Annotated in this window: 19 protein-coding genes; 11 read left to right on the top strand and 8 right to left on the bottom strand. The window is 53.5% G+C overall.

Annotation, left to right across the window (positions count from 1 at the left end):
• Nucleotides 1-96: 96 nt before the first annotated feature.
• Nucleotides 97-1041, top strand: a complete 945-nt coding sequence (locus IT893_RS07245) for a helix-turn-helix domain-containing protein (RefSeq protein ID WP_197147331.1) — start codon at nt 97-99, stop codon at nt 1039-1041.
• Nucleotides 1042-1051: 10 nt separating this feature from the next.
• On the opposite strand, the gene IT893_RS07240 is transcribed toward IT893_RS07245, so the two are convergent.
• The gene (locus IT893_RS07240; protein ID WP_197147330.1) at nt 1052-1543 is read right to left on the bottom strand and encodes a GNAT family N-acetyltransferase; all 492 of its coding nucleotides are present in this window, start codon (nt 1541-1543) and stop codon (nt 1052-1054) included.
• A 177-nt stretch (nt 1544-1720) separates the two neighbouring features.
• Here IT893_RS07240 and IT893_RS07235 point away from each other — a divergent pair, with 177 nt between their 5' ends.
• From IT893_RS07235 to IT893_RS07225, 3 genes are all read left to right on the top strand, one after another.
• Nucleotides 1721-2947 carry a TIGR03862 family flavoprotein gene (locus IT893_RS07235; RefSeq protein ID WP_197147329.1) on the top strand — a complete coding sequence of 409 codons (1227 nt, stop codon included), beginning with the start codon at nt 1721-1723 and terminating at the stop codon, nt 2945-2947.
• Between the two features lie 9 nt (nt 2948-2956).
• Entirely contained in the window at nt 2957-5266 is a 2310-nt protein-coding gene (locus IT893_RS07230) for a P-loop NTPase fold protein (protein WP_197147328.1), read from the top strand.
• A gap of 94 nt (nt 5267-5360) precedes the next feature.
• Nucleotides 5361-6032, top strand: coding sequence for a class I SAM-dependent methyltransferase (locus IT893_RS07225; RefSeq protein ID WP_197147327.1), 672 nt, complete (start codon nt 5361-5363; stop codon nt 6030-6032).
• Nucleotides 6033-6062: 30 nt separating this feature from the next.
• Here IT893_RS07225 and IT893_RS07220 read toward each other — a convergent pair whose 3' ends face one another.
• Nucleotides 6063-6254, bottom strand: coding sequence for a hypothetical protein (locus IT893_RS07220; RefSeq protein WP_197147326.1), 192 nt, complete (start codon nt 6252-6254; stop codon nt 6063-6065).
• A 247-nt stretch (nt 6255-6501) separates the two neighbouring features.
• Between IT893_RS07220 and IT893_RS07215 the strand changes: the two genes are divergently transcribed.
• Genes IT893_RS07215 through IT893_RS07205 form a run of 3 tightly spaced genes read left to right on the top strand, consistent with a single transcriptional unit; the run spans nt 6502 to nt 9257 of the window.
• On the top strand, nt 6502-7923 hold the full coding sequence (locus tag IT893_RS07215; RefSeq protein WP_197147325.1) for an MFS transporter: 1422 nt from the start codon (nt 6502-6504) through the stop codon (nt 7921-7923).
• A 16-nt stretch (nt 7924-7939) separates the two neighbouring features.
• Nucleotides 7940-8443 carry a MarR family winged helix-turn-helix transcriptional regulator gene (locus IT893_RS07210; protein WP_197147324.1) on the top strand — a complete coding sequence of 168 codons (504 nt, stop codon included), beginning with the start codon at nt 7940-7942 and terminating at the stop codon, nt 8441-8443.
• Nucleotides 8444-8447: 4 nt separating this feature from the next.
• Nucleotides 8448-9257, top strand: a complete 810-nt coding sequence (locus IT893_RS07205) for a siderophore-interacting protein (RefSeq protein WP_197147323.1) — start codon at nt 8448-8450, stop codon at nt 9255-9257.
• A 77-nt stretch (nt 9258-9334) separates the two neighbouring features.
• On the opposite strand, the gene IT893_RS07200 is transcribed toward IT893_RS07205, so the two are convergent.
• Complete coding sequence (locus IT893_RS07200; protein WP_197147322.1) at nt 9335-9994, bottom strand: hypothetical protein; 660 nt, start codon at nt 9992-9994, stop codon at nt 9335-9337.
• Nucleotides 9995-10151: 157 nt separating this feature from the next.
• Nucleotides 10152-11348: a formaldehyde dehydrogenase, glutathione-independent gene (gene fdhA / locus IT893_RS07195; protein WP_008891913.1), complete on the bottom strand. Its 1197-nt coding sequence runs from the start codon at nt 11346-11348 to the stop codon at nt 10152-10154.
• 403 nt (nt 11349-11751) lie between these two features.
• Here fdhA and IT893_RS07190 point away from each other — a divergent pair, with 403 nt between their 5' ends.
• Together IT893_RS07190 and IT893_RS07185 are read left to right on the top strand one after the other, a co-directional pair.
• Complete coding sequence (locus IT893_RS07190) at nt 11752-13080, top strand: permease (RefSeq protein ID WP_197147321.1); 1329 nt, start codon at nt 11752-11754, stop codon at nt 13078-13080.
• Nucleotides 13081-13096: 16 nt separating this feature from the next.
• The gene (locus IT893_RS07185) at nt 13097-13327 is read left to right on the top strand and encodes a thioredoxin family protein (protein ID WP_008891915.1); all 231 of its coding nucleotides are present in this window, start codon (nt 13097-13099) and stop codon (nt 13325-13327) included.
• A 61-nt stretch (nt 13328-13388) separates the two neighbouring features.
• On the opposite strand, the gene IT893_RS07180 is transcribed toward IT893_RS07185, so the two are convergent.
• A complete protein-coding gene (locus IT893_RS07180; RefSeq protein WP_008891916.1) occupies nt 13389-13607 on the bottom strand; it encodes a DUF3126 family protein in 219 nt (72 codons plus the stop codon).
• A gap of 278 nt (nt 13608-13885) precedes the next feature.
• Between IT893_RS07180 and IT893_RS07175 the strand changes: the two genes are divergently transcribed.
• Entirely contained in the window at nt 13886-14641 is a 756-nt protein-coding gene (locus IT893_RS07175) for a glutathione S-transferase (RefSeq protein ID WP_197147320.1), read from the top strand.
• Nucleotides 14642-14837: 196 nt separating this feature from the next.
• Complete coding sequence (hpt, locus tag IT893_RS07170) at nt 14838-15374, top strand: hypoxanthine phosphoribosyltransferase (protein ID WP_008891923.1); 537 nt, start codon at nt 14838-14840, stop codon at nt 15372-15374.
• A gap of 43 nt (nt 15375-15417) precedes the next feature.
• Here hpt and IT893_RS07165 read toward each other — a convergent pair whose 3' ends face one another.
• The 3 genes from IT893_RS07165 to pobA form a co-directional block, all read right to left on the bottom strand.
• A complete protein-coding gene (locus tag IT893_RS07165; RefSeq protein WP_197147319.1) occupies nt 15418-15909 on the bottom strand; it encodes a hypothetical protein in 492 nt (163 codons plus the stop codon).
• A complete protein-coding gene (locus IT893_RS07160) occupies nt 15906-16199 on the bottom strand; it encodes a YqjD family protein (protein WP_063086883.1) in 294 nt (97 codons plus the stop codon). Before IT893_RS07160 ends, IT893_RS07165 begins: the two co-directional genes overlap by 4 nt.
• A gap of 509 nt (nt 16200-16708) precedes the next feature.
• Nucleotides 16709-17875 carry a 4-hydroxybenzoate 3-monooxygenase gene (gene pobA / locus IT893_RS07155; protein WP_197147318.1) on the bottom strand — a complete coding sequence of 389 codons (1167 nt, stop codon included), beginning with the start codon at nt 17873-17875 and terminating at the stop codon, nt 16709-16711.
• Between the last annotated feature and the right edge of the window lie 284 nt (nt 17876-18159).

The raw sequence follows: 18159 nt of genomic DNA, 5'->3' as shown, positions 1-18159 counted from the left end.
CCGTCATCTTGGCGGGCTTTTCTTTTGGTTGGTCCCAAAACACGCTAAACTGACGCAAACCAATCCCCTATCCGGCGCCCCGAGATCAAGGCATTCATGCGCAACACCATCCCGATTTATAAGCTTTATGGCGAACGCGATGCGGTAACCCGCCCCCGCGCACGTGATGGCTATGATCTGGAAAATATCCCTGCATCCGATCCGCAACCGATTACAGAGCCGGAATTCTTCCATCTGGAAAGCATCCCGGAACGATCGCGCCTGCATGATCTGCACATCAAACCGCACCGCCATACCAACCTGTTTCAGCTGCTGTACATCACCCGTGGGCAGGCCGAAATCAGCTTTGATGACCAACATCTGACCATGCAGGCAGGACAACTGATCACAGTCCCGCCCGGCACCGTGCATGGCTTTAAATTCAGCGATGATATTGATGGCTGGGTGATTTCACTGACCGACTATCACCTGCAGGAAATTCTAAGCCCCGCGCCAAAACTCCTCGCCCGGCTCGATCAGGCGATTTGCGTTGATACGCGGTCATCCTCTGGCGATGCCAACAGCCCGACCGATTTCCTGATATCGCAACTGGTCACAGAGTATTACAGCCACAATACCGGGCGGCTGTTTGCGCTTCGTCATATTCTCGGATTGCTGTTGCTTGGCATCGGACGCACCGTGCCGCAGGACCATTCCGCGCGCCTGTCGCGACAGGAACAAAAGGCCGAAAAATTCCGCAAGTTTCAGGCGCTGGTTGAAACCTTTTACAAGCAGCACAAGTCGCTTGATTTCTATGCCCGCGAAATCGGCGTCACCACCACCCAGCTTAATCGCATCGCCAAGGACATCTACGGCATGACCGCAAGTGAGGTGGTGCAAAACCGCCTGATGCTGGAAGCCAAGCGGACCCTGATCTATACCGACATCGCCATTCAACAGATCGGAGATAGTCTGGGCTTTCGCGATGCCGGATATTTTTCGCGCTTCTTTACCAAAAAGGCCGGGGTATCCCCGGCCCGGTTTCGCACTGATAATCGATAAGCTCTCAGCGTCAGGAAGCCTGGCCTCGCAACGTATCAAGGGTCAGCCACATGCGCACCTGATCCACCACCCGGCCAGACCGGGTTTTCCAGCCCTTGGCAATAAACTTTTCCTCGCCAAACCCGACCTTGCGATACAGGTTTAATGCGTTGTCATTGCCATCCACAACATTCAGCCACAGCTTTTCATAGTCGGGCGTTTCGGCAATTTTGGAAGCTAAGCATGATAACGCTGCCTTGCCAAAGCCCTGACCGCGTTCAAACACGCCAAACTCATCGACCTTGGGCAGGTGTGTCGCCATCTCGGTCATATAGACATAGGCAACCGCCTTCTGATCAACGCGAAACACCCAAAGTGCCGTGTCCTTTGATCCCGCCAGTGCCGCGCTCAGGGCGTCATCTGGCACACGCGCAATCGCGTCATAAAACTGCGCATCTTCCATCATGTCGCGAATGCGCAGAAGTTCTTCATCCGTTGGCGTGTGCCATGTTCCGGTAATCATGGTTGTGGTCCTGATGGGCTGGTGGTGGCGTTACAAGATGGCAGTGGTAAACAGCCCGCCCGGTGCGGTCAAGCATCACGAACCCTCCTGTATCTGACCACCTGAAGCTGGACAAATTGCCAATAGGCCCCAAAGCCGCTAAAACCAGCCGATATCAACCCGCACCAAAGGCCGCACATGTCAAGCCCAACACCGAATGCGCCGCACGCCCGCCCTGCCCCGAATGGCAAAACCGCCATGGTGATCGGTGCCGGACCGGCCGGCCTGATGGCGGCCGAACGGCTGGCCGGTGATGGCTACACGGTCACGATTTTTGAGGGCATGCCAAGTGCCGGGCGCAAGTTGCTCATGGCCGGGAAGTCGGGGCTCAACATCACGCATAGCGAAGATCTTGAAACCTTTCTGACCCGCTATGGCACATCGCGCGCACGGCTTGAACCGCATTTGCGCAAATTTGGGCCCAATCAAATCCGCGCATGGTGTGCGGGGCTGGGTGTTGAAACCTTTGTCGGCTCCTCAGGCCGGGTGTTTCCGACCGCGATGAAGGCAAGCCCGCTTTTGCGCGCTTGGCTTAGGCGGCTTGATGATCTGGGCTGCACCATCCAGTATCGCCATTACTGGACCGGCTGGAACGACGCTGATCAGGCGGTTTTCAAAACGCCCGAGGGCGAAGTTACCGCCACCGCCGACATCACCATTCTGGCCCTTGGCGGCGGCAGTTGGAAACGACTGGGATCAGACGGAAAATGGATGGAAATCCTGCTTAACGCCGGGATCAAGTGCAACCCGTTCAAACCCGCCAATTGCGGCTTTGAACTCGACTGGACCGACCACCTGATCGACAAATGCGCTGGCTCCCCGGTCAAGGCCGTGACACTGACCTGTGGCGACCAATCCGTGCGGGGCGAATTCGTCATTTCCAAAACCGGGATCGAAGGAAGTGCCGTTTACGCCATTTCGGCAACGCTGCGCGATCAGTGGCTGGAAACCGGGGTTGGCACGCTCACACTCGACCTCTGCCCCGACCGCACACTTGATGACGTCACCAACCGCCTGTCAAAGCCACGCGGCAAAAACTCACTGGGCAATCACCTGCGCAAAACGCTCGGCCTTGATGCCACCAAAACAGCGCTGATTTTCGAAGTCACCCCGCGCGAAACCCTGAACGACCCGACAGCCCTCGCCACAACCATCAAAAACCTGACCCTGAAGATCAAAAAGCCCCGTCCACTGGACGAGGCCATCAGCACCGCAGGCGGTGTCGCATGGGAAGAACTCGACGAGAACTTCCAACTCATCAAACGCCCAAGCACCTACTGCCTTGGCGAAATGGTTGATTGGGAAGCACCTACTGGGGGATATTTGTTGAGTGGGTGCTACGCCTTTTCAGAGTCTACAAACTAGGTAAAAAACATGCTTGGTTCAGATATTCCAATATCAGACGTACATGAAGATGAGTTTAATCGTCTCGCATTTGCTGAAAGCCTAGCAAAAGCGTTGACTGACGCGAACATTTCAAATGGCGGATTTGTAGCTGCCATTACAGGTTCTTGGGGTGCAGGTAAATCAACAACAATTAACTTTGTGCTCCACTACGTCCGTCAAATAGCAGTTAGAAAAGCATACGAGACACTATATTCACGAACACCTCCAACAGAATTAGAATTTGATGAAATTCATAGAGAGTTTCTGAGGTACAAACCGCGCTTAGACGATCTAGAAAATAATAACTTTAATTCATACAAACGCCCGCACAAGGCCATCAAAGCCGAATTGGAAGAGTATTCCATTCCAGAAAAAATGATAGATCCCGTGTTTGACTATATGATGTCACTCCACCATGAACAAAAAAATCGAGATATTAGTATAATTAATTTCTCACCATGGGCACTAAGGAACAGATCGGAAGTAACGACATCGTTGCTTCACGAAATTGGAAATTCGATAAAAAAGAGCTTTGATCAAAAAACGCAGAAGAAATTCACATCTTACTTTGATCAATTCTGTCAGATAGCCTCTGCCACTGGGTATGATTTTGGGTTGGGGAAAGTTCTTGGAAAAATTTCTCGTTTCATCTTCTCATCTCAAGAAAGAGGACTAATTGATCTAAAAAAAGAACTAAGTAATTTGCTCATTTCCAGCAACAATTCAGAAAAGAGAATTGTTGTAGTAATAGACGATCTAGATAGATTGACACCTGAAGAGGTTTCCGAGCTTATCGGAGCCCTAAAAGGCGTAGCCAATCTTCCCCGCGTATTCTATTTATTATCTTACGACAGAGAAGAGTTAGGAAAAATACTCTCGAAGTCAGTTTATGGGGACACAGATAATTCCGGCCACAAGTTCCTAGAGAAAATAATTCAATATTCCAAGGAACTACCTACTCCAAGCAACGAACAATTATCTAATTTTTTCGAAAGAAGATTACTGGCGATACTAGAAGACAAGAATGTGCCGTCAGATCCCGACCGCCTTTCGACAAGCTGGTTATATGCCATTCAGATTTACCTACATACACCGAGAGATGCTGTAAGGTTATTAAACAACTTCGCTGTTTCTTTTTCTTCGATACACGAAATCACAGAACACAATGACCTTCTTCTTATAACAACACTCGAAACATTTGAGCCTAATGTTTACAGTGAACTAAAAAAGTACATCTTCAAAATAAATCGCCTTACGGTGGGAGAAGATGCACAAGATAGCTTGGTATCTTCAGTCGAGCGGGCAAACAATAAAGGTGCAGTTGAACAAGCACTAGCGCTCTTAATGCCAGACCTTAAAGCCGCCTCTAAGTATATTACACAGAAACCGCCTAAGAGCTTCCGCGATAGAGCACTTGTTTTCTCTGCCGAAAATGCAAGAGAAAACTACTTCAACCTGGACCCTGATATTTCACCAATACCTAGTGAAATCCTCAAAACCATCTCACCGGATACACCACCTAACGGAACTTTCGTCAAAGCTGTCGAACACATTACGAAAGGAGGAGCGCTTCCTGAGAAATGCAGAGCCCTACTCCAAACAATAGCTACCCAGTTCTTTGGTAACGATCTTCCATTAACTATAGAGTGGGCGATAGAATTGAAAGAGACATCGGAATTTCTGATGAAAAACAGCGCTGGAAGAACATCGGCTCTTCTTTCAAATTCTGAAGACCTAGTAAAACAATCATTTGAAAATGGTTTAGCAAAACTACAACGAGAAGAACAATTTCAAATTTTGCAAAAAATAATTAACATCAGCATCGATATATCTTTCGCCTGCGATCTAGTACGCAGCCTTTGTGGTGACCTCAGGAGCGAAGGCTACACTGGATCAAGCAACCTTAGTTCGTCCCAAGGAACAACACTAAGGGAATTGTTACACAAGAAGATAAAATTACTGCAGAAAAACGGAATGCTCATCAAACAGATTTCGTTCCGTCATGTAATGTGGTTCTGGTGGGGAACAAACAGTACAAACGAACTTAATCCATTCTTGCTAGAAAATTTAAAATCAGACGAACATGCAGGAATAATACTGGAATCATTGATTGGAAAAAGTTTCACAAGCAACGGAACTTTCGACCTAGTTAGACCAGATACTTTAGAAATGCTCGGCGGCTCAAACATCTTCATTGAGGCATCGAAGCGGCTGGAAAAGTCACAAAGTGAACAACAACGAGCACTCGCTTTACGCTTTAGTCAGGCAGTTAAGTACGGCAAAGAGAACCCATACTAAAAACAGCGCTTTACTGGCGGGCTTGTGGCGGACAGGTTCCCGTGCATAGATACAAACTGACAAGTTCAAAAAAGGAAAATCAGCGAGGTGACCGATGATGGATGCCGGTGATGGCTCATCCAATTCCGAGGATATTTCCGATAGCGCATCTGATCTGACGCGCATGACCGATGCCGGGCCGGACGCCCTTGCCGCCTATTACGACAAGTGGGCTGAAAGCTATGATGCGGATTTGCCGAAGATGGGCTATGACGCGCCCAAGCGGGCGGCGGCCATCATGGTTGAGCACGGGGTGCCGTTTGACGCACCCGTTCTCGATGCCGGGTGTGGTACCGGCTTGACGGGTTTGGAGCTTTCAAAGGCCGGATATACCGACATTACCGGCATTGATCTTTCTCTGGAATCCCTGCAGGCGGCCGAGGCCAAGGGCGTTTATCGCCACCTTAAAAAGCGCGACATGAACCAGACACTGGCCTTTGGCGACAACGGCTTTGCGGCCGTTCAGTGCATTGGAACGCTGACCTATGTCCGCGAAATCAAACAACTGTTTTCGGAATTTTGCCGGGTTGTGAAGCGCGGCGGGATTGTGTGCTTTACCCAGCGCACCGATCTTTATGATGATGCCTTTACCAAGGCTATTCAGGCCACCATCAAGGCCAAAAAGTGGGAGCTGATTTCCCATTCCGACCCGATGCCCTATCTGCCCAACCACGAAGATTTCGCCGACAAGAAACACATTTTCTATGATGTCTATCGGGTGAAATAACCCTGCGATCCGGGTTTTATACCCACCCGCCTAGTGACAATGAACCGTGCCCGCCTTGCGATCCATGTGGCAGCACTGACCGGGTGGGGAGCTTTTGCGGCAACCGCCACCATGTTCAATCGCCTGATCCACAGTCACCGGCTGCGCGCTTGTCGGTTCCGGCATAACCGCCAGGCCGAGTGCAAACGGCAAGACTGCGGCAATCATCAGAACTGTTTTCATCGTTTATCCTCCCTGTTCCTTACGCAATCATAGCATCCTCACGCGGCAGAAATACTAGCTTTAAGGGCAGGCCAAAAAGATAGTTGACATGATCAACCATTTTTATATAGTTGATACTGTCAACCAATTAAGGATCGCGTCTGCCCCCCACCAGCGCCCCACGCTTTGCCGACGCGATACCAAGGCGACATGCCGCGCCTGAGACCAAGGCCCCTTCGCGCACACCACTTGATAAAGAGACTGCCCCATGCCGATCCCTCATATCCCCCGACTTAAGATATCCCCCGAAGTGCATCCCGATGGGTTGCCGGGGCCACGGCGCATTTATGCTGCCCTGGCGCTTTTGATCACGATCATGATGGCGGTGCTTGATGGCACGATCATGAATGTCGCCCTGCCCGCCATCGCCCATGATCAGGGCGCAACACCCGCACACGCGATCTGGGTGATCACGGCGTATCAGCTGGCCATCGTGGTGGCCCTGTTGCCGTTTTCTGCCCTTGGCGAAGCCATCGGGTTTCGCAAGGTTTATCTGAGTGGTGTTGCCCTGTTCGGGGTGGCATCCGCCCTGTGTGCAATGGCCCCAACGATCGAGCTTCTGACGGCAGCCCGCGTTTTGCAGGGCCTTGGGGCGGCTGCGATCATGAGCATCAATGCCGCCATCATGCGCCATGTTTTCCCGCATGCGAAACTCGGCCAGGCGATTGGCTGGATCGCGATGACGGTGTCGGTTTCGGCCGCCGCCGGGCCCAGCATTGCATCCGCCATCATGGCGGTTGCCAGCTGGCACTGGCTGTTTTTGATCAATCTGCCGCTGTCGGTTCTGGCGGTTGTGATTGGCTATTTCAGCCTGCCGTTCAATACGCCAAGCCGGGCACGGTTTGATTTCATCAGTGCGTTTTTAAATGTCCTTACCTTTGGCGGGCTTGTCGCGGCCCTTGGCAATATGGGCATTGAAAGCAACCCGATCCTGATCGGTGCACAATTTGCCGTATCGCTTGTTGCCGGTGTCTTTCTGGTGCATCGGCAATTGTCACGCACGCGTCCGATGCTGCCGCTTGATCTGTTGAAAATTCCGGTCTTTGCCTGCTCCATCGGGTCTTCGATCACCGGTTTTTGTGCGCAGATGATTGCGTTCGTCACCCTGCCGTTCTATTTCCACGATGTGTTGGGACAAAGTGCCACCATGACAGGTCTTTTGATGACGCCATGGCCGGTAGCGACCGCGATCATTGCCCCGATTGCCGGGCGGTTGGCCGACAGGTTTTCGCCGATCCGTCTGACCGGGATTGGCATGGCGGTGTTTGCCATCGGGCTGTATGGCACGACGCTGGCGGCCGATGCCGGTGGGCTGGTGCCGATCATTGCGGCCCTTGCCCTGTGTGGTGCCGGATTTGGACTGTTTCAGGCACCCAATAACCGCCTGATGCTGACCAGTGCGCCGCGTGAACGCTCTGGCGGCGCCAGCGGGTTATTGTCGACCGCGCGCCTGACCGGCCAGTCGGTTGGTGCGGCCCTGGCCGCTATTCTGATTGGCACCGGTGGTGGCTTTGACCTTGCGACCATCATGCTGGTCGCCAGTGGCTCGGCCATTATTTCCGCCATCATATGCGAAGGACGCCGCCATGCCCTTCGTTCCGGCTTGATTGCCAGCCCGGCTGGCCTGTGAGGAAGAAACGATTGTCATGACCGAAGAAGATCAGGTCCACGTCCCGGGTGAAACCCTGCATCGGTTGGTGCATGCCTATAAACGCAGACTGATGCATGCGATGCAGGCAGCCGACATGCCGATGCCGATCTCGCACAAACGGGTGATGAAATGGATTGTCAAAATCCCCGGTATCACCGCCCAGCAAATGGCCGAAAAATCCGGTCAGGACAAAGGCCGGATCACGCGGCTTTTGAAAGAACTTGAAAATGACGGGCTGATTGAACGCCGCCCGCACCCCGAAGATCGACGGAGCCAAACCCTGCATTTGACGGCCGCCGGCAGCGCAAAAATGGAAGATTTTCGCGCTGTTGAAAAAGAAGTCAGATCCCGAATGACCAGCGGCCTTACGCCACAACAGATCCATGATTTTGTCGAGATCGCCAATCTGATGTCCGACAATCTGGAAACCCACAAATGCAAGAAACTGGACTTTGCGGCCAATGGCCCAAATGACCAAGGACTTGGGACCAAGGAGTGAAGAAATGAGTAAACCCTCCCAACGCGATCTGACCGTGATCAGAAAGGGATATGTCACGCCTAATATGTTGCGCGTTACCCTTGGCGGCGACGGCATGAAGGACTTTCCCGACGATCAGGAAAGTGCCTATGTCAAACTGATGTTTCCGATTGAGGGTGATGACAAAGGCCGCGTTTTGCGCCGCACCTATACCGTGCGCCACGACCGCATGACCGATCAGGGCCGCGAGATCGATATCGATTTCGTCATGCATGGTGCCGGTGATGATGGCGATGATAATCATGGCGCAAACAATCATGACCATGGCGGCCCCGCCTCGAACTGGGCGGTGAATTGCCAGCCCGGCGATGTGATCACCATCGGTGGCCCCGGCCCGAAAAAGCTTGTTGATCCGACGGCTGACTGGTTCCTGATTGTTGGCGATATGACGGCCCTGCCCGCCGTATCGGTCAATCTGGAAACCCTGCCGGGTGACGCGCGCGGCTATGCCGTGATCGAAGTCCGATCCGAGGCCGACATGCAGGATTTGAAAAAGCCCGACAACATCACAATCGAATGGGTGATCAATCCGCGTCCGGGTGAACAAAACACCGTCCTGAGTGATGTGGTCAAACGCATCCCCTGGCATGCAGACGGTCGGCTTTCGGTCTGGGCGGCGTGCGAATTTACATCCATGCGGGAACTGCGCAGCTACTTCCGCGAGGAACGCGGCCTTGGCAAGGATGATCTTTATATTTCAAGCTATTGGAAGCTTGGCATGAATGAAGACACCCACAAGGTGATCAAGTCCGAGGACGCCAAAACGGCGGCCTGATCGGAACACACCCAATCGAACAAACATTTCGGGCCCCTTTGCGGGGCCCGTTTGCGTTCGGCGATTGATTGAGCTGATCAGGCATATTGCGCATGCAGGCGCGCCATGCGTCTGCGCGCGAAAAAGCCGGCATGCTGGGTTGTTTGAACCATTTCGGGGTGCAGCTGCCCGTCCTCGTCACAGACAAAGGCCCGGCTGGCACCAATCACGCCCTTTTCCGAGCTATAGACCGCAATGACGATGATTTCGATGCGGCACTTGCCTTCGCCCACCGCTTTATCAGGATCAGTACCTGTGTCTTTGTCGCTGGCGCGGGCCTGATGTGTGATCCGCCGCATCAGGTTTTGCAGCGCGCCCAGCTCGATGCATCTTCCGGACTCAAGCGGACCCTGCACCGTAAGTTCCTCAAGACGTGCGGCGTGGGCCGATTTGCTGCCCTGATCGGTCTGGAAATCCACTTCCGGATCGCTGTCTGTGACCTGCTCACACACCTGATGCGTTTCATCGCCAATACAGACAAGCACCTTGTCGATATGAATGGCTTCCTGGCTCATATTGCTGATCAGAAAGCGCGCCTTGTCCGAATTGCCAAGCATCTGGTTGATGACGATTTTCGGTCGTCTGACACGGCGATAGCTTTGAAACAGCAATTGCGCATAGAAAATCCAGACCATCAATGTTGCGATGCTAACGCCAACCTGAAGCAAGGTCGCGTGTTGTTCAATCCATGAACCCATCGGGTCCCCCTGAAATCAAAATCGACTTTTTGGGCCGAATTCAACTTTGATCCGGCACCATCCACGCAACGTGTTGCCAGCGATTTTGTTTCAGGGGGATGCAAAACACCCCGGCCAAAGACCGGGGTGCCAAAGATGCGTTTTGGTAAATGCCGGGTCAGGCAGCAACACTGCCATGCGGGTCGATGACGAATTTCTTCGCCGCCCCGCCGTCAAAGTCGGCATAGCCTTTTGGTGCCTGATCAAGGTTGATCATCTGCACATTGACCGCCTTGGCGATATCGATCTTTTCAAACAGGATCGCCTGCATCAGGTTGCGGTGATACTTCATCACCGGGCACTGACCGGTATGGAAGGAATGGGATTTTGCCCAGCCCAGACCAAACCGCATGCTCAGTGCGCCGACCTTGGCGGCATCATCGACCGCACCGGGATCCTCGGTGACATAAAGGCCAGGAATACCGATCGAACCACCCGCACGGGTAACCTGCATGGCAGAGTTCAGAACGGTTGCCGGGGCTTCGTGATTGTGGTTGCAGCCACAGCCATGGGCTTCAAAGCCCACGCAATCGACAAAGCAATCCACTTCGCGATCATTCAGGATCGCTTCAAGCTGGTCTTCCATCGGCATGTCTTTTTTAAGATCGATGGTTTCACAGCCAAAGCTGCGCGCCTGTGCCAGACGATCATCGATCATGTCGCCTACAATCACGCAGGCAGCCCCCAGAAGGTGGGCCGACGCCGCCGCCGCAAGGCCGACCGGGCCAGCACCGGCGATATAAACCGTGCTGCCCGGACCAACACCGGCCGTCACACAGCCATGGAAGCCGGTCGGGAAGATGTCAGACAAAAGCGTCAGATCGCGGATCTTCTCCATCGCCTGATCGGCATCGGGGAACTTCAACAGGTTGAAGTCGGCATAAGGCACCATGACATATTCGGCCTGCCCGCCGACCCAGCCGCCCATATCGACATAGCCATAAGCCGCCCCCGGACGCGCCGGGTTCACATTCAGGCAAATGCCCGTCAGGCCGGATTTGCAATTGCGGCAACGACCGCACGCAATGTTGAACGGCACGGAACACACATCACCGACCTTAAGAAACTCGACATCCCGGCCGGTTTCGACGATCACGCCAGTGATTTCATGGCCAAGAACCAGCCCCTCGGGCGCGGTTGTGCGGCCGCGCACCATGTGCTGGTCACTGCCACAGATATTGGTGGTGATAACTTTCAGGATGACGCCATGGTGGCATTTGCGATTGCCCAGCGCCAATTCCGGAAACGCGATGTTTTCAATTGCGACTTTTCCCGGACCCTTGAATACAACGCCACGATTTGATGGACTGCTCATATTCTGTTTCCTCTTCCCTGATATGGTTTGTCAGGATTGTTGTTGATGTCCGGGTCTATGCGATCTTGCGCCGCCCCCCTGCCCGAACCGAACCCACCGCGCGTTTTTTGATATTCGCAGTGCAACCAAAACGGTAGGCCCGCGTTCCAGCCACTGTCAAACGAACTGGGGTGCGTCCCCTAAACTTCCTCTTGTGCTCAGAAGATTTGCGACGATTGGTTGAAATCGGCCTTCGAATGTTTCCAAGATCGATCCGTGATCGTCGGGAACATCCGGAAAATGGCGGAATGCCCTGCCCCGCGTCGCGGCAGTGCACAACGTTGCGATGTATCAAAGTAATAGTTGGCCAATCTGGATAGATTAAAAACAACAACGCCCGTCGTGGTCATATGGAGACCGTCCGATGCTTCTTCGCCTGATCGCGCTTTATCGTGAAAATCCTCGCGAAGGACGGCTGTTTGCCGCCATTTCGCTTGGTTTCCTTGCGATCTATTTTATCCCTGCGGGCACGGGGCGGTTTGACAATGCGGTGCTTGAGGCCGTCTATCTGACCAACTGGTATGCCCGCGAACATGTCATCCTGTGTCTGCTTCCGGCCTTTGTGATTGCCGGGGCGATGGCGGTTTACATCAGTCAGGGATCGGTAATGCGTTATCTCGGGCCAGATGCATCGCGCCCGGTCGCACTTGGCGTGGCATCAATCTCGGGCACGTTGCTTGCGGTGTGTTCCTGCACGGTATTGCCACTGTTTGGCGGGATTTACAAACGCGGTGCCGGGCTTGGTCCGGCGATTGCGTTTCTGTATTCCGGGCCTGCGATTAATATCATGGCGATTGTTGTTACGGCCAAGGTATTGGGGGCCGAAATCGGCCTTGCACGCGGGGTTGGCGCGATTGTCTTTGCCATCGTCATCGGCCTGATCATGCATCTGATCTATCGCCACGAGGAACATGATCGCGCCCAGAAATCCAAACGCGGCTTTGGTGGCGACGATGATGGCAAACCGCTTTCGATCACCATTGCGTTTTTTGGTCTGATGGTCGGCATTCTGGTCTTTGCCAACTGGGCCTCTGTCCCCGGAAGCCCCGTCTGGATGGCGGTTTATGATGTTAAATGGACCACCACCGCCCTTCTGGCGGCGGGCTTTGCCGGACTTCTGATCTGGCAATGGAATTGGCCGGTTAAACAGGTCGCGGGGCTTGCGGCAATTGTCATCCTTGCTGCCATGATTTTCCCGCAATATCCGCAACTGGCCTTTGCCATTGGCGTGATCGGCCTGATGATGATTGCGCTGACGCGCGATCAGGACCGTGAATGGGTCGATCAAAGCTGGGATTTCACCAAACAGATTTTGCCGCTTCTGGTGATGGGTGTGTTCATCGCCGGTCTGTTGCTGGGCCGACCGGGGCATGAAGGCCTGATCCCGAATGAGTGGGTGCAGGCAGCTGTTGGCGACAATTCCCTGACCTCCACCGCGCTGGCATCTGTTCTGGGCGCGTTCATGTATTTTTCGACCTTAACGGAAATCCCGATTGTCGAGGCCCTTATGGGTGCAGGCATGGGCAAGGGTCCGGCCTTGGCCTTGCTTTTGGCCGGGCCTGCTTTGTCGCTGCCCAACATGTTGGTCATTCGCACAGTGATCGGCACGCAGAAAACGCTGGTTTACTGCGCGCTGGTCGTCGTCATGGCGACGATTTCGGGCTTTGTTTACGGCAATATTCAATCATTCTGATCACAGGAGATCAAAGATGAAACTCAGCATTTATGGCAGCGGTTGCGCAAAGTGCCAGGCACTGGCGAAAAACGCCGAAGCGGCCGCGCAGGCGCTTGATCTTGATTACGAGATCGAAAAGGTCACCGACACCAACAAGATCATTGATGCCGGCATCATGCGCACCCCGGCCCTGATGGCCGATGACGACATCCTGGTCGAAGGCAAGGTCGCCACCCCGGACGAAATCCGTCAGATGCTGTCGTAGCAAACGCAAAACGCCCCGGCCAAAACTGGCGACGGGGCGTTTTAAAGTCGATCAGCTTAGATCAAGGTGCCGGCGGCAGATCTTCTTCAAGGATGACAAGGTTCAGCGAGTAGCTGACTTCGCCTTCATCCTCGTCACGATGCACAACACCGACGAACTCGTCGCCAACACGCATTTCAATCGGATGGCCTTTTTTCTTGGGCGCATCAATGGCGATTTTCGGGTTATCAAACGTGCGACGCAGATAATCTTCGACGCGTGCGATCTCTGTCGGTGTCATAGGACTTGCCCCTTGTTCTTTCCAACGGCTTTTGTCTTCAAGACCACAGGATATCTCATACGCACTTTGGCGTCTGCCCTCTATCCTAAAGTCTTTTGTTAAATATGGTGCACTGTCCTTTCACAAACCGGACAGTAAAATCAAGCCCATCGGGCCAAAAAAGTCGTAAAACCGGCCATTTTTTGCAGTATACACGTCAGGGAGCCGGATGTTTGCGCATTCCGGTTGTCACGCGATTGTCTATTGCATTGCCCGCGGGCACCGTTTAAGCCAAATATATGACCGAAATCGAAGTTATGCCCAAGGCTGAAACCAGCACAGCATCTGCCAAAACCGAGACCGCAGACCTTCCCCCTGCGAAGGCCATAGCAGACGCTGCTGCGCAATCCCGGCCCATCCTTTACAGTTTCCGTCGCTGCCCCTATGCCATGCGGGCACGCATTGCCTTGCTGGCCGCCGAAATTGATGTCGAACTGCGTGAAGTTGTCCTGCGCGACAAACCGCAAAGTATGATCGATGTATCGCCCAAGGCAACCGTCCCGGTTCTGGTCTTGCCCGATGGCACAGTGGTCGATGAAAGCCTTGAAATCATGGTCTGGGCGCTTGCGGAAAATGATCCGCTTGAATGGCTGACACCCGAAAGCGGCACGCTTGACGACATGCTGGCCCTGATTTCGCAAAATGATGGCCCGTTCAAGCATCACCTTGACCGTTACAAATATCCCAACCGCTATGAAGACGTAGACCCGCTCGAACATCGCCGGGATGCGGAAAAGATCCTTAACCGCCTTGATGGTCGGTTGGCGGTTGGCAAATATCTGTTCGGGTCGCGCCCGGCCTTGGCCGATTTCGCCATTGCCCCCTTCATCCGCCAGTTTGCCAATACCGACAAAGAGGCGTTTGACGCCATGCCGTTCGTCCATGTGCAGCGCTGGCTTGATGATTTCCTGACGTCAGATCTTTTTGAACGCGCCATGACCAAATATGACCAGTGGCACGAAGGCGACACCCCTATCATTTTCAAGGCGGCCTAGAGCGCGTCGCGTCTAACTGCGCAAAGCTTCAAAACACTTCTGCGTGTAATGGCATCAACCGGCTTCGCGGGCTGCGCGATTTCCGATGCGTGGAGCTATGGGATTATACTTCTGTTACCATTCACAGGCTGGTCATCGTGACCGGCTTGTGCTAGCAAGCGGAACACCACCCCATAACGCTTCAGGACCGGAATTTATGGCCGATTATGATGTCAAGCCGCTGATAACGGCGGACGAGATTGCCACCAAGATCGATGCGCTTGCCGCCGAGATCAATGAAAGCTTCAAGGATACCGAAAAGCTGATTGTTGTCGGCCTGCTGCGCGGCTCCTTTGTTTTCATCGCCGATCTGGTACGCAAACTGACCGTACCGGTCGAAGTCGACTTCATGGTCGCATCCAGCTATGGCGATTCCACGGAAAGTTCGCGCAATGTGCGCATCGTCAAGGACCTTGATGGTCAGATCCGTGGCAAGGATGTTGTGCTGGTCGAAGACATCATTGATACCGGTTACACCCTGTCGGAAGTGGTTCGACTTCTGAAAACCCGCGATCCGAACCGTCTGGAAATTTGCACGCTTTTGAACAAGCCGTCGCGCCGCGAAGTTGAAATCCCGATTGATTTCTGCGGCTTTGATATCCCTGACGAATTTGTGGTCGGTTATGGCATCGACTATGCCCAGAACAACCGCAACCTGCCCTTCATCGGCACGGTCCATTTCCACGGCGAATAAGCCGGGCGAAAACAGCATTAAAAAAGGCGGGCAGCTTGATCAGCTATCCCGCCTTTTTTGTATTCAGATCGTCGTGGGTCTCTTGGGTTTCCATATGTCCCTTCGGGGGATCGAAAATGCCAAGGGCTGCAAGGTCGGTGACCATTTTATCAAACCCCGACTGCATGCGCGGTTTGTTGCCTTGGCCTGTGGCATAGCCGGTCATAGCCGAATGCACCAAAAGATCAAACAGCATGTCATCTTCGGTTTTTTGCCTGCGCGTAGCATCGTCATGCACTGCTGCGGGATCAACCGCATCACCGGGATCACGCTGTAACATGATGGCAAGGGCAACCAGCCCCAGTGTCACCAGCGTGCCGCCAATCGCCATGGCAGCCGCAATCGCGCCAAAGGATGCGGCAATCGCCATATAGATGGCCGCCAGCAAGAACCCTGCCCCGATCAACATCATAATTGCGATCGCGGCAAAAGCCGCGCCCTTTCGGACCGCGGCCTTTGCCTGATCGACAAGTATGTCGGTCAGCTGATCAATCATTTCTGCAGCAGACGTCCGATAAGCAGGCCGACACCAAAGGTCACGGCTACAGATGCCAGCGGGTTCTCGCGAACCTGATCCACAGCCACACCGCGTGCATGATCAAACTGATCGCGCGCCTGACCGGTCACTTCACGAATGCGCTCCGCAGCTGCCTGCGTTCTGGTCTCTGCCGCCTGACCACCCATCGCCTTCAGGGTTTTGGTGATTTCGGCCAGATCGCTGCGCAGGGCATCGACATCCGCCTGCAGTTTTGCATTATCAGCAGTCGTCTCGGTCTTGGTCGCCATGGTTTTCTCCTATTGTCTTGAAAACAGCAACACACAGGAAACGTGCGGACATGGCATAAGGTTCCCCGACCAATTGTGATGATTTCGGGGCATAACGGTTTGACCATACATAAAAACCCGGCAAGCGGTGCCAAAAAGAAACGGTCCGAGTGGGTTGCGGACCGTTTCATGACCTGTCGGACTTCTGGGCGGAAATGGAGAGCGGGACTTCTCCGTCGGGGGTGGGTATCCCCGTTACGCCGGTTAGAGCGCGTTGCATTCAATCTGTACCATTTTGCCGGAGGTAGCCTTCTGTCGCACAAGGAAAGATCTGCAGAGCGTAGCGGGGCTACGGTCAAGGATCTTGACGCTGTGGGGCGGAAGGCTATTCCGGCCCGAAGGGTTTGATTTTGGCGGCGTTTCGCGACGTTACACCGCTTGAACGATGCGCCGCATCGCTCTGCACGCTGTGCCTTGCCAAACGGCTCGCCAAAATCAAACAAAATGATGCAGATTAAACGCAACGCGCTCTAATAAGGCAAACCGACGTAATTTTCCGACAGGGTTTTCAGACCTGCTTTTGACGACAGGATATATTCAAGCTCGGCATTGCGAATGCGACCATCAAATTCATTCTGGTCATCAAAGGTATGCAGCATGGATGTCATCCACCATGAGAACCGCTCTGCCTTCCAGACACGGGCCAATGCCGTATCGGAATAGCTGGCCAGCAGATCTTCGCGGTTGGATTTGTATTTTGCGATCAATGCTTCGGACAGGTAGTGAACGTCACTCGCCGCAAGGTTAAGGCCCTTGGCACCGGTCGGCGGCACGATATGGGCGGCATCGCCGGCAAGGAACAGACGGCCATGTTGCATCGGCTCCGCCACAAAGCTTCGAAGCGGCGCGATGCTTTTTTCAAACACTTCGCCTTCATTGACCAGTTCAGCGTCCTCTTCACCAAGACGGGTGCGAAGCTCGTTCCAGAACCGGTCATCTGACCAGTCTTCGATCTTGTCCGTCATCGGCACCTGGACATAGTGACGCACAACCTTGTCGGATCGCATCGAACACAGCGCAAAGCCGCGGTCATGCTTGGCGTAAATCAGTTCTTCGGCAACCGGCTTTGCATGGGCCAGAACGCCCAGCCAGCCGAACGGATAGACCTTCTCGAACTCCTTGACGCCCGGCAGGGTCTTGCGCCCGACGCCATGGAAACCATCACACGCCGCAATATAGTCGCACGTCAGTTCAAGCGCGTTGCCGTCTTTGACATATCGAACACTTGGCGTATCGCCATTGATGTCATGCAGACTGACATCTTCGGCCTCAAAGATGATTTCGCCACCGTGATCAAGGCGCGCCTGAATCAGGTCCTTGGTGACCTCTGTCTGGCCATACACCATGACGGTCGAACCACCGGTGAGTTCTTCGATATTCACATGGGTGCGCTTGCCATTGACGCTGATATAGATGCCGCCATGGATGATGCCTTCCTTGTTCATGCGGGCATCGACGCCCACACGCTTCATCAGATCGACCGTTCCCATTTCCAGAACGCCTGCACGAATGCGACCTTCGACATAGTCGCGGCTTTTGCGTTCCAGAATAATGGACTCAATCCCCTGCACATGCAGCAGATGTGACAGCAGCAGACCAGCCGGGCCCGAACCAACGATAACGACAGGGACATGCATGACGATTTCCTCACAAGATCACGGTTTTTGGTTCTGTTTTTGAATTGGAACAAGAACCGTTCCATTGCGGAAAGAATACGCTTGTTACTGTTGGGACAGAATGGACAAACCGGGATAATGATTGGACAAATCGAACATGTATTTGGTTTTGGTTATACCTTGTGCGCAATCTGGTTCTAACCGTCAGATGGACGCCCTGTCACCAAAGGCCGATCCTTGTCTGGGAACAAGCGTAATAGTGCCGGAAAATTCATCGCATTTGTCGTCGTGATGAAAAATTCATC

Source organism: Thalassospira sp. A40-3 (assembly GCF_015871485.1).
In the GTDB taxonomy this organism is placed as follows: Bacteria; Pseudomonadota; Alphaproteobacteria; order Rhodospirillales; family Thalassospiraceae; genus Thalassospira; species Thalassospira tepidiphila.
The sequence above is the reverse complement of the archived record's forward strand: the minus strand, read 5'-3'. Positions and strand labels throughout refer to the sequence as shown.

Excerpts from the sequence above, each read along its gene's own strand:
- IT893_RS07245 (WP_197147331.1), top strand. The coding sequence starts at position 97 with ATGCGCAACACCATCCCGATTTATAAGCTTTATGGCGAACGCGATGCG.
- IT893_RS07240 (WP_197147330.1), bottom strand. The coding sequence starts at position 1,543 with ATGATTACCGGAACATGGCACACGCCAACGGATGAAGAACTTCTGCGC.
- IT893_RS07235 (WP_197147329.1), top strand. The coding sequence starts at position 1,721 with ATGTCAAGCCCAACACCGAATGCGCCGCACGCCCGCCCTGCCCCGAAT.
- IT893_RS07230 (WP_197147328.1), top strand. The coding sequence starts at position 2,957 with ATGCTTGGTTCAGATATTCCAATATCAGACGTACATGAAGATGAGTTT.
- IT893_RS07225 (WP_197147327.1), top strand. The coding sequence starts at position 5,361 with ATGATGGATGCCGGTGATGGCTCATCCAATTCCGAGGATATTTCCGAT.
- IT893_RS07220 (WP_197147326.1), bottom strand. The coding sequence starts at position 6,254 with ATGAAAACAGTTCTGATGATTGCCGCAGTCTTGCCGTTTGCACTCGGC.
- IT893_RS07215 (WP_197147325.1), top strand. The coding sequence starts at position 6,502 with ATGCCGATCCCTCATATCCCCCGACTTAAGATATCCCCCGAAGTGCAT.
- IT893_RS07210 (WP_197147324.1), top strand. The coding sequence starts at position 7,940 with ATGACCGAAGAAGATCAGGTCCACGTCCCGGGTGAAACCCTGCATCGG.
- IT893_RS07205 (WP_197147323.1), top strand. The coding sequence starts at position 8,448 with ATGAGTAAACCCTCCCAACGCGATCTGACCGTGATCAGAAAGGGATAT.
- IT893_RS07200 (WP_197147322.1), bottom strand. The coding sequence starts at position 9,994 with ATGGGTTCATGGATTGAACAACACGCGACCTTGCTTCAGGTTGGCGTT.
- fdhA (WP_008891913.1), bottom strand. The coding sequence starts at position 11,348 with ATGAGCAGTCCATCAAATCGTGGCGTTGTATTCAAGGGTCCGGGAAAA.
- IT893_RS07190 (WP_197147321.1), top strand. The coding sequence starts at position 11,752 with ATGCTTCTTCGCCTGATCGCGCTTTATCGTGAAAATCCTCGCGAAGGA.
- IT893_RS07185 (WP_008891915.1), top strand. The coding sequence starts at position 13,097 with ATGAAACTCAGCATTTATGGCAGCGGTTGCGCAAAGTGCCAGGCACTG.
- IT893_RS07180 (WP_008891916.1), bottom strand. The coding sequence starts at position 13,607 with ATGACACCGACAGAGATCGCACGCGTCGAAGATTATCTGCGTCGCACG.
- IT893_RS07175 (WP_197147320.1), top strand. The coding sequence starts at position 13,886 with ATGACCGAAATCGAAGTTATGCCCAAGGCTGAAACCAGCACAGCATCT.
- hpt (WP_008891923.1), top strand. The coding sequence starts at position 14,838 with ATGGCCGATTATGATGTCAAGCCGCTGATAACGGCGGACGAGATTGCC.
- IT893_RS07165 (WP_197147319.1), bottom strand. The coding sequence starts at position 15,909 with ATGATTGATCAGCTGACCGACATACTTGTCGATCAGGCAAAGGCCGCG.
- IT893_RS07160 (WP_063086883.1), bottom strand. The coding sequence starts at position 16,199 with ATGGCGACCAAGACCGAGACGACTGCTGATAATGCAAAACTGCAGGCG.
- pobA (WP_197147318.1), bottom strand. The coding sequence starts at position 17,875 with ATGCATGTCCCTGTCGTTATCGTTGGTTCGGGCCCGGCTGGTCTGCTG.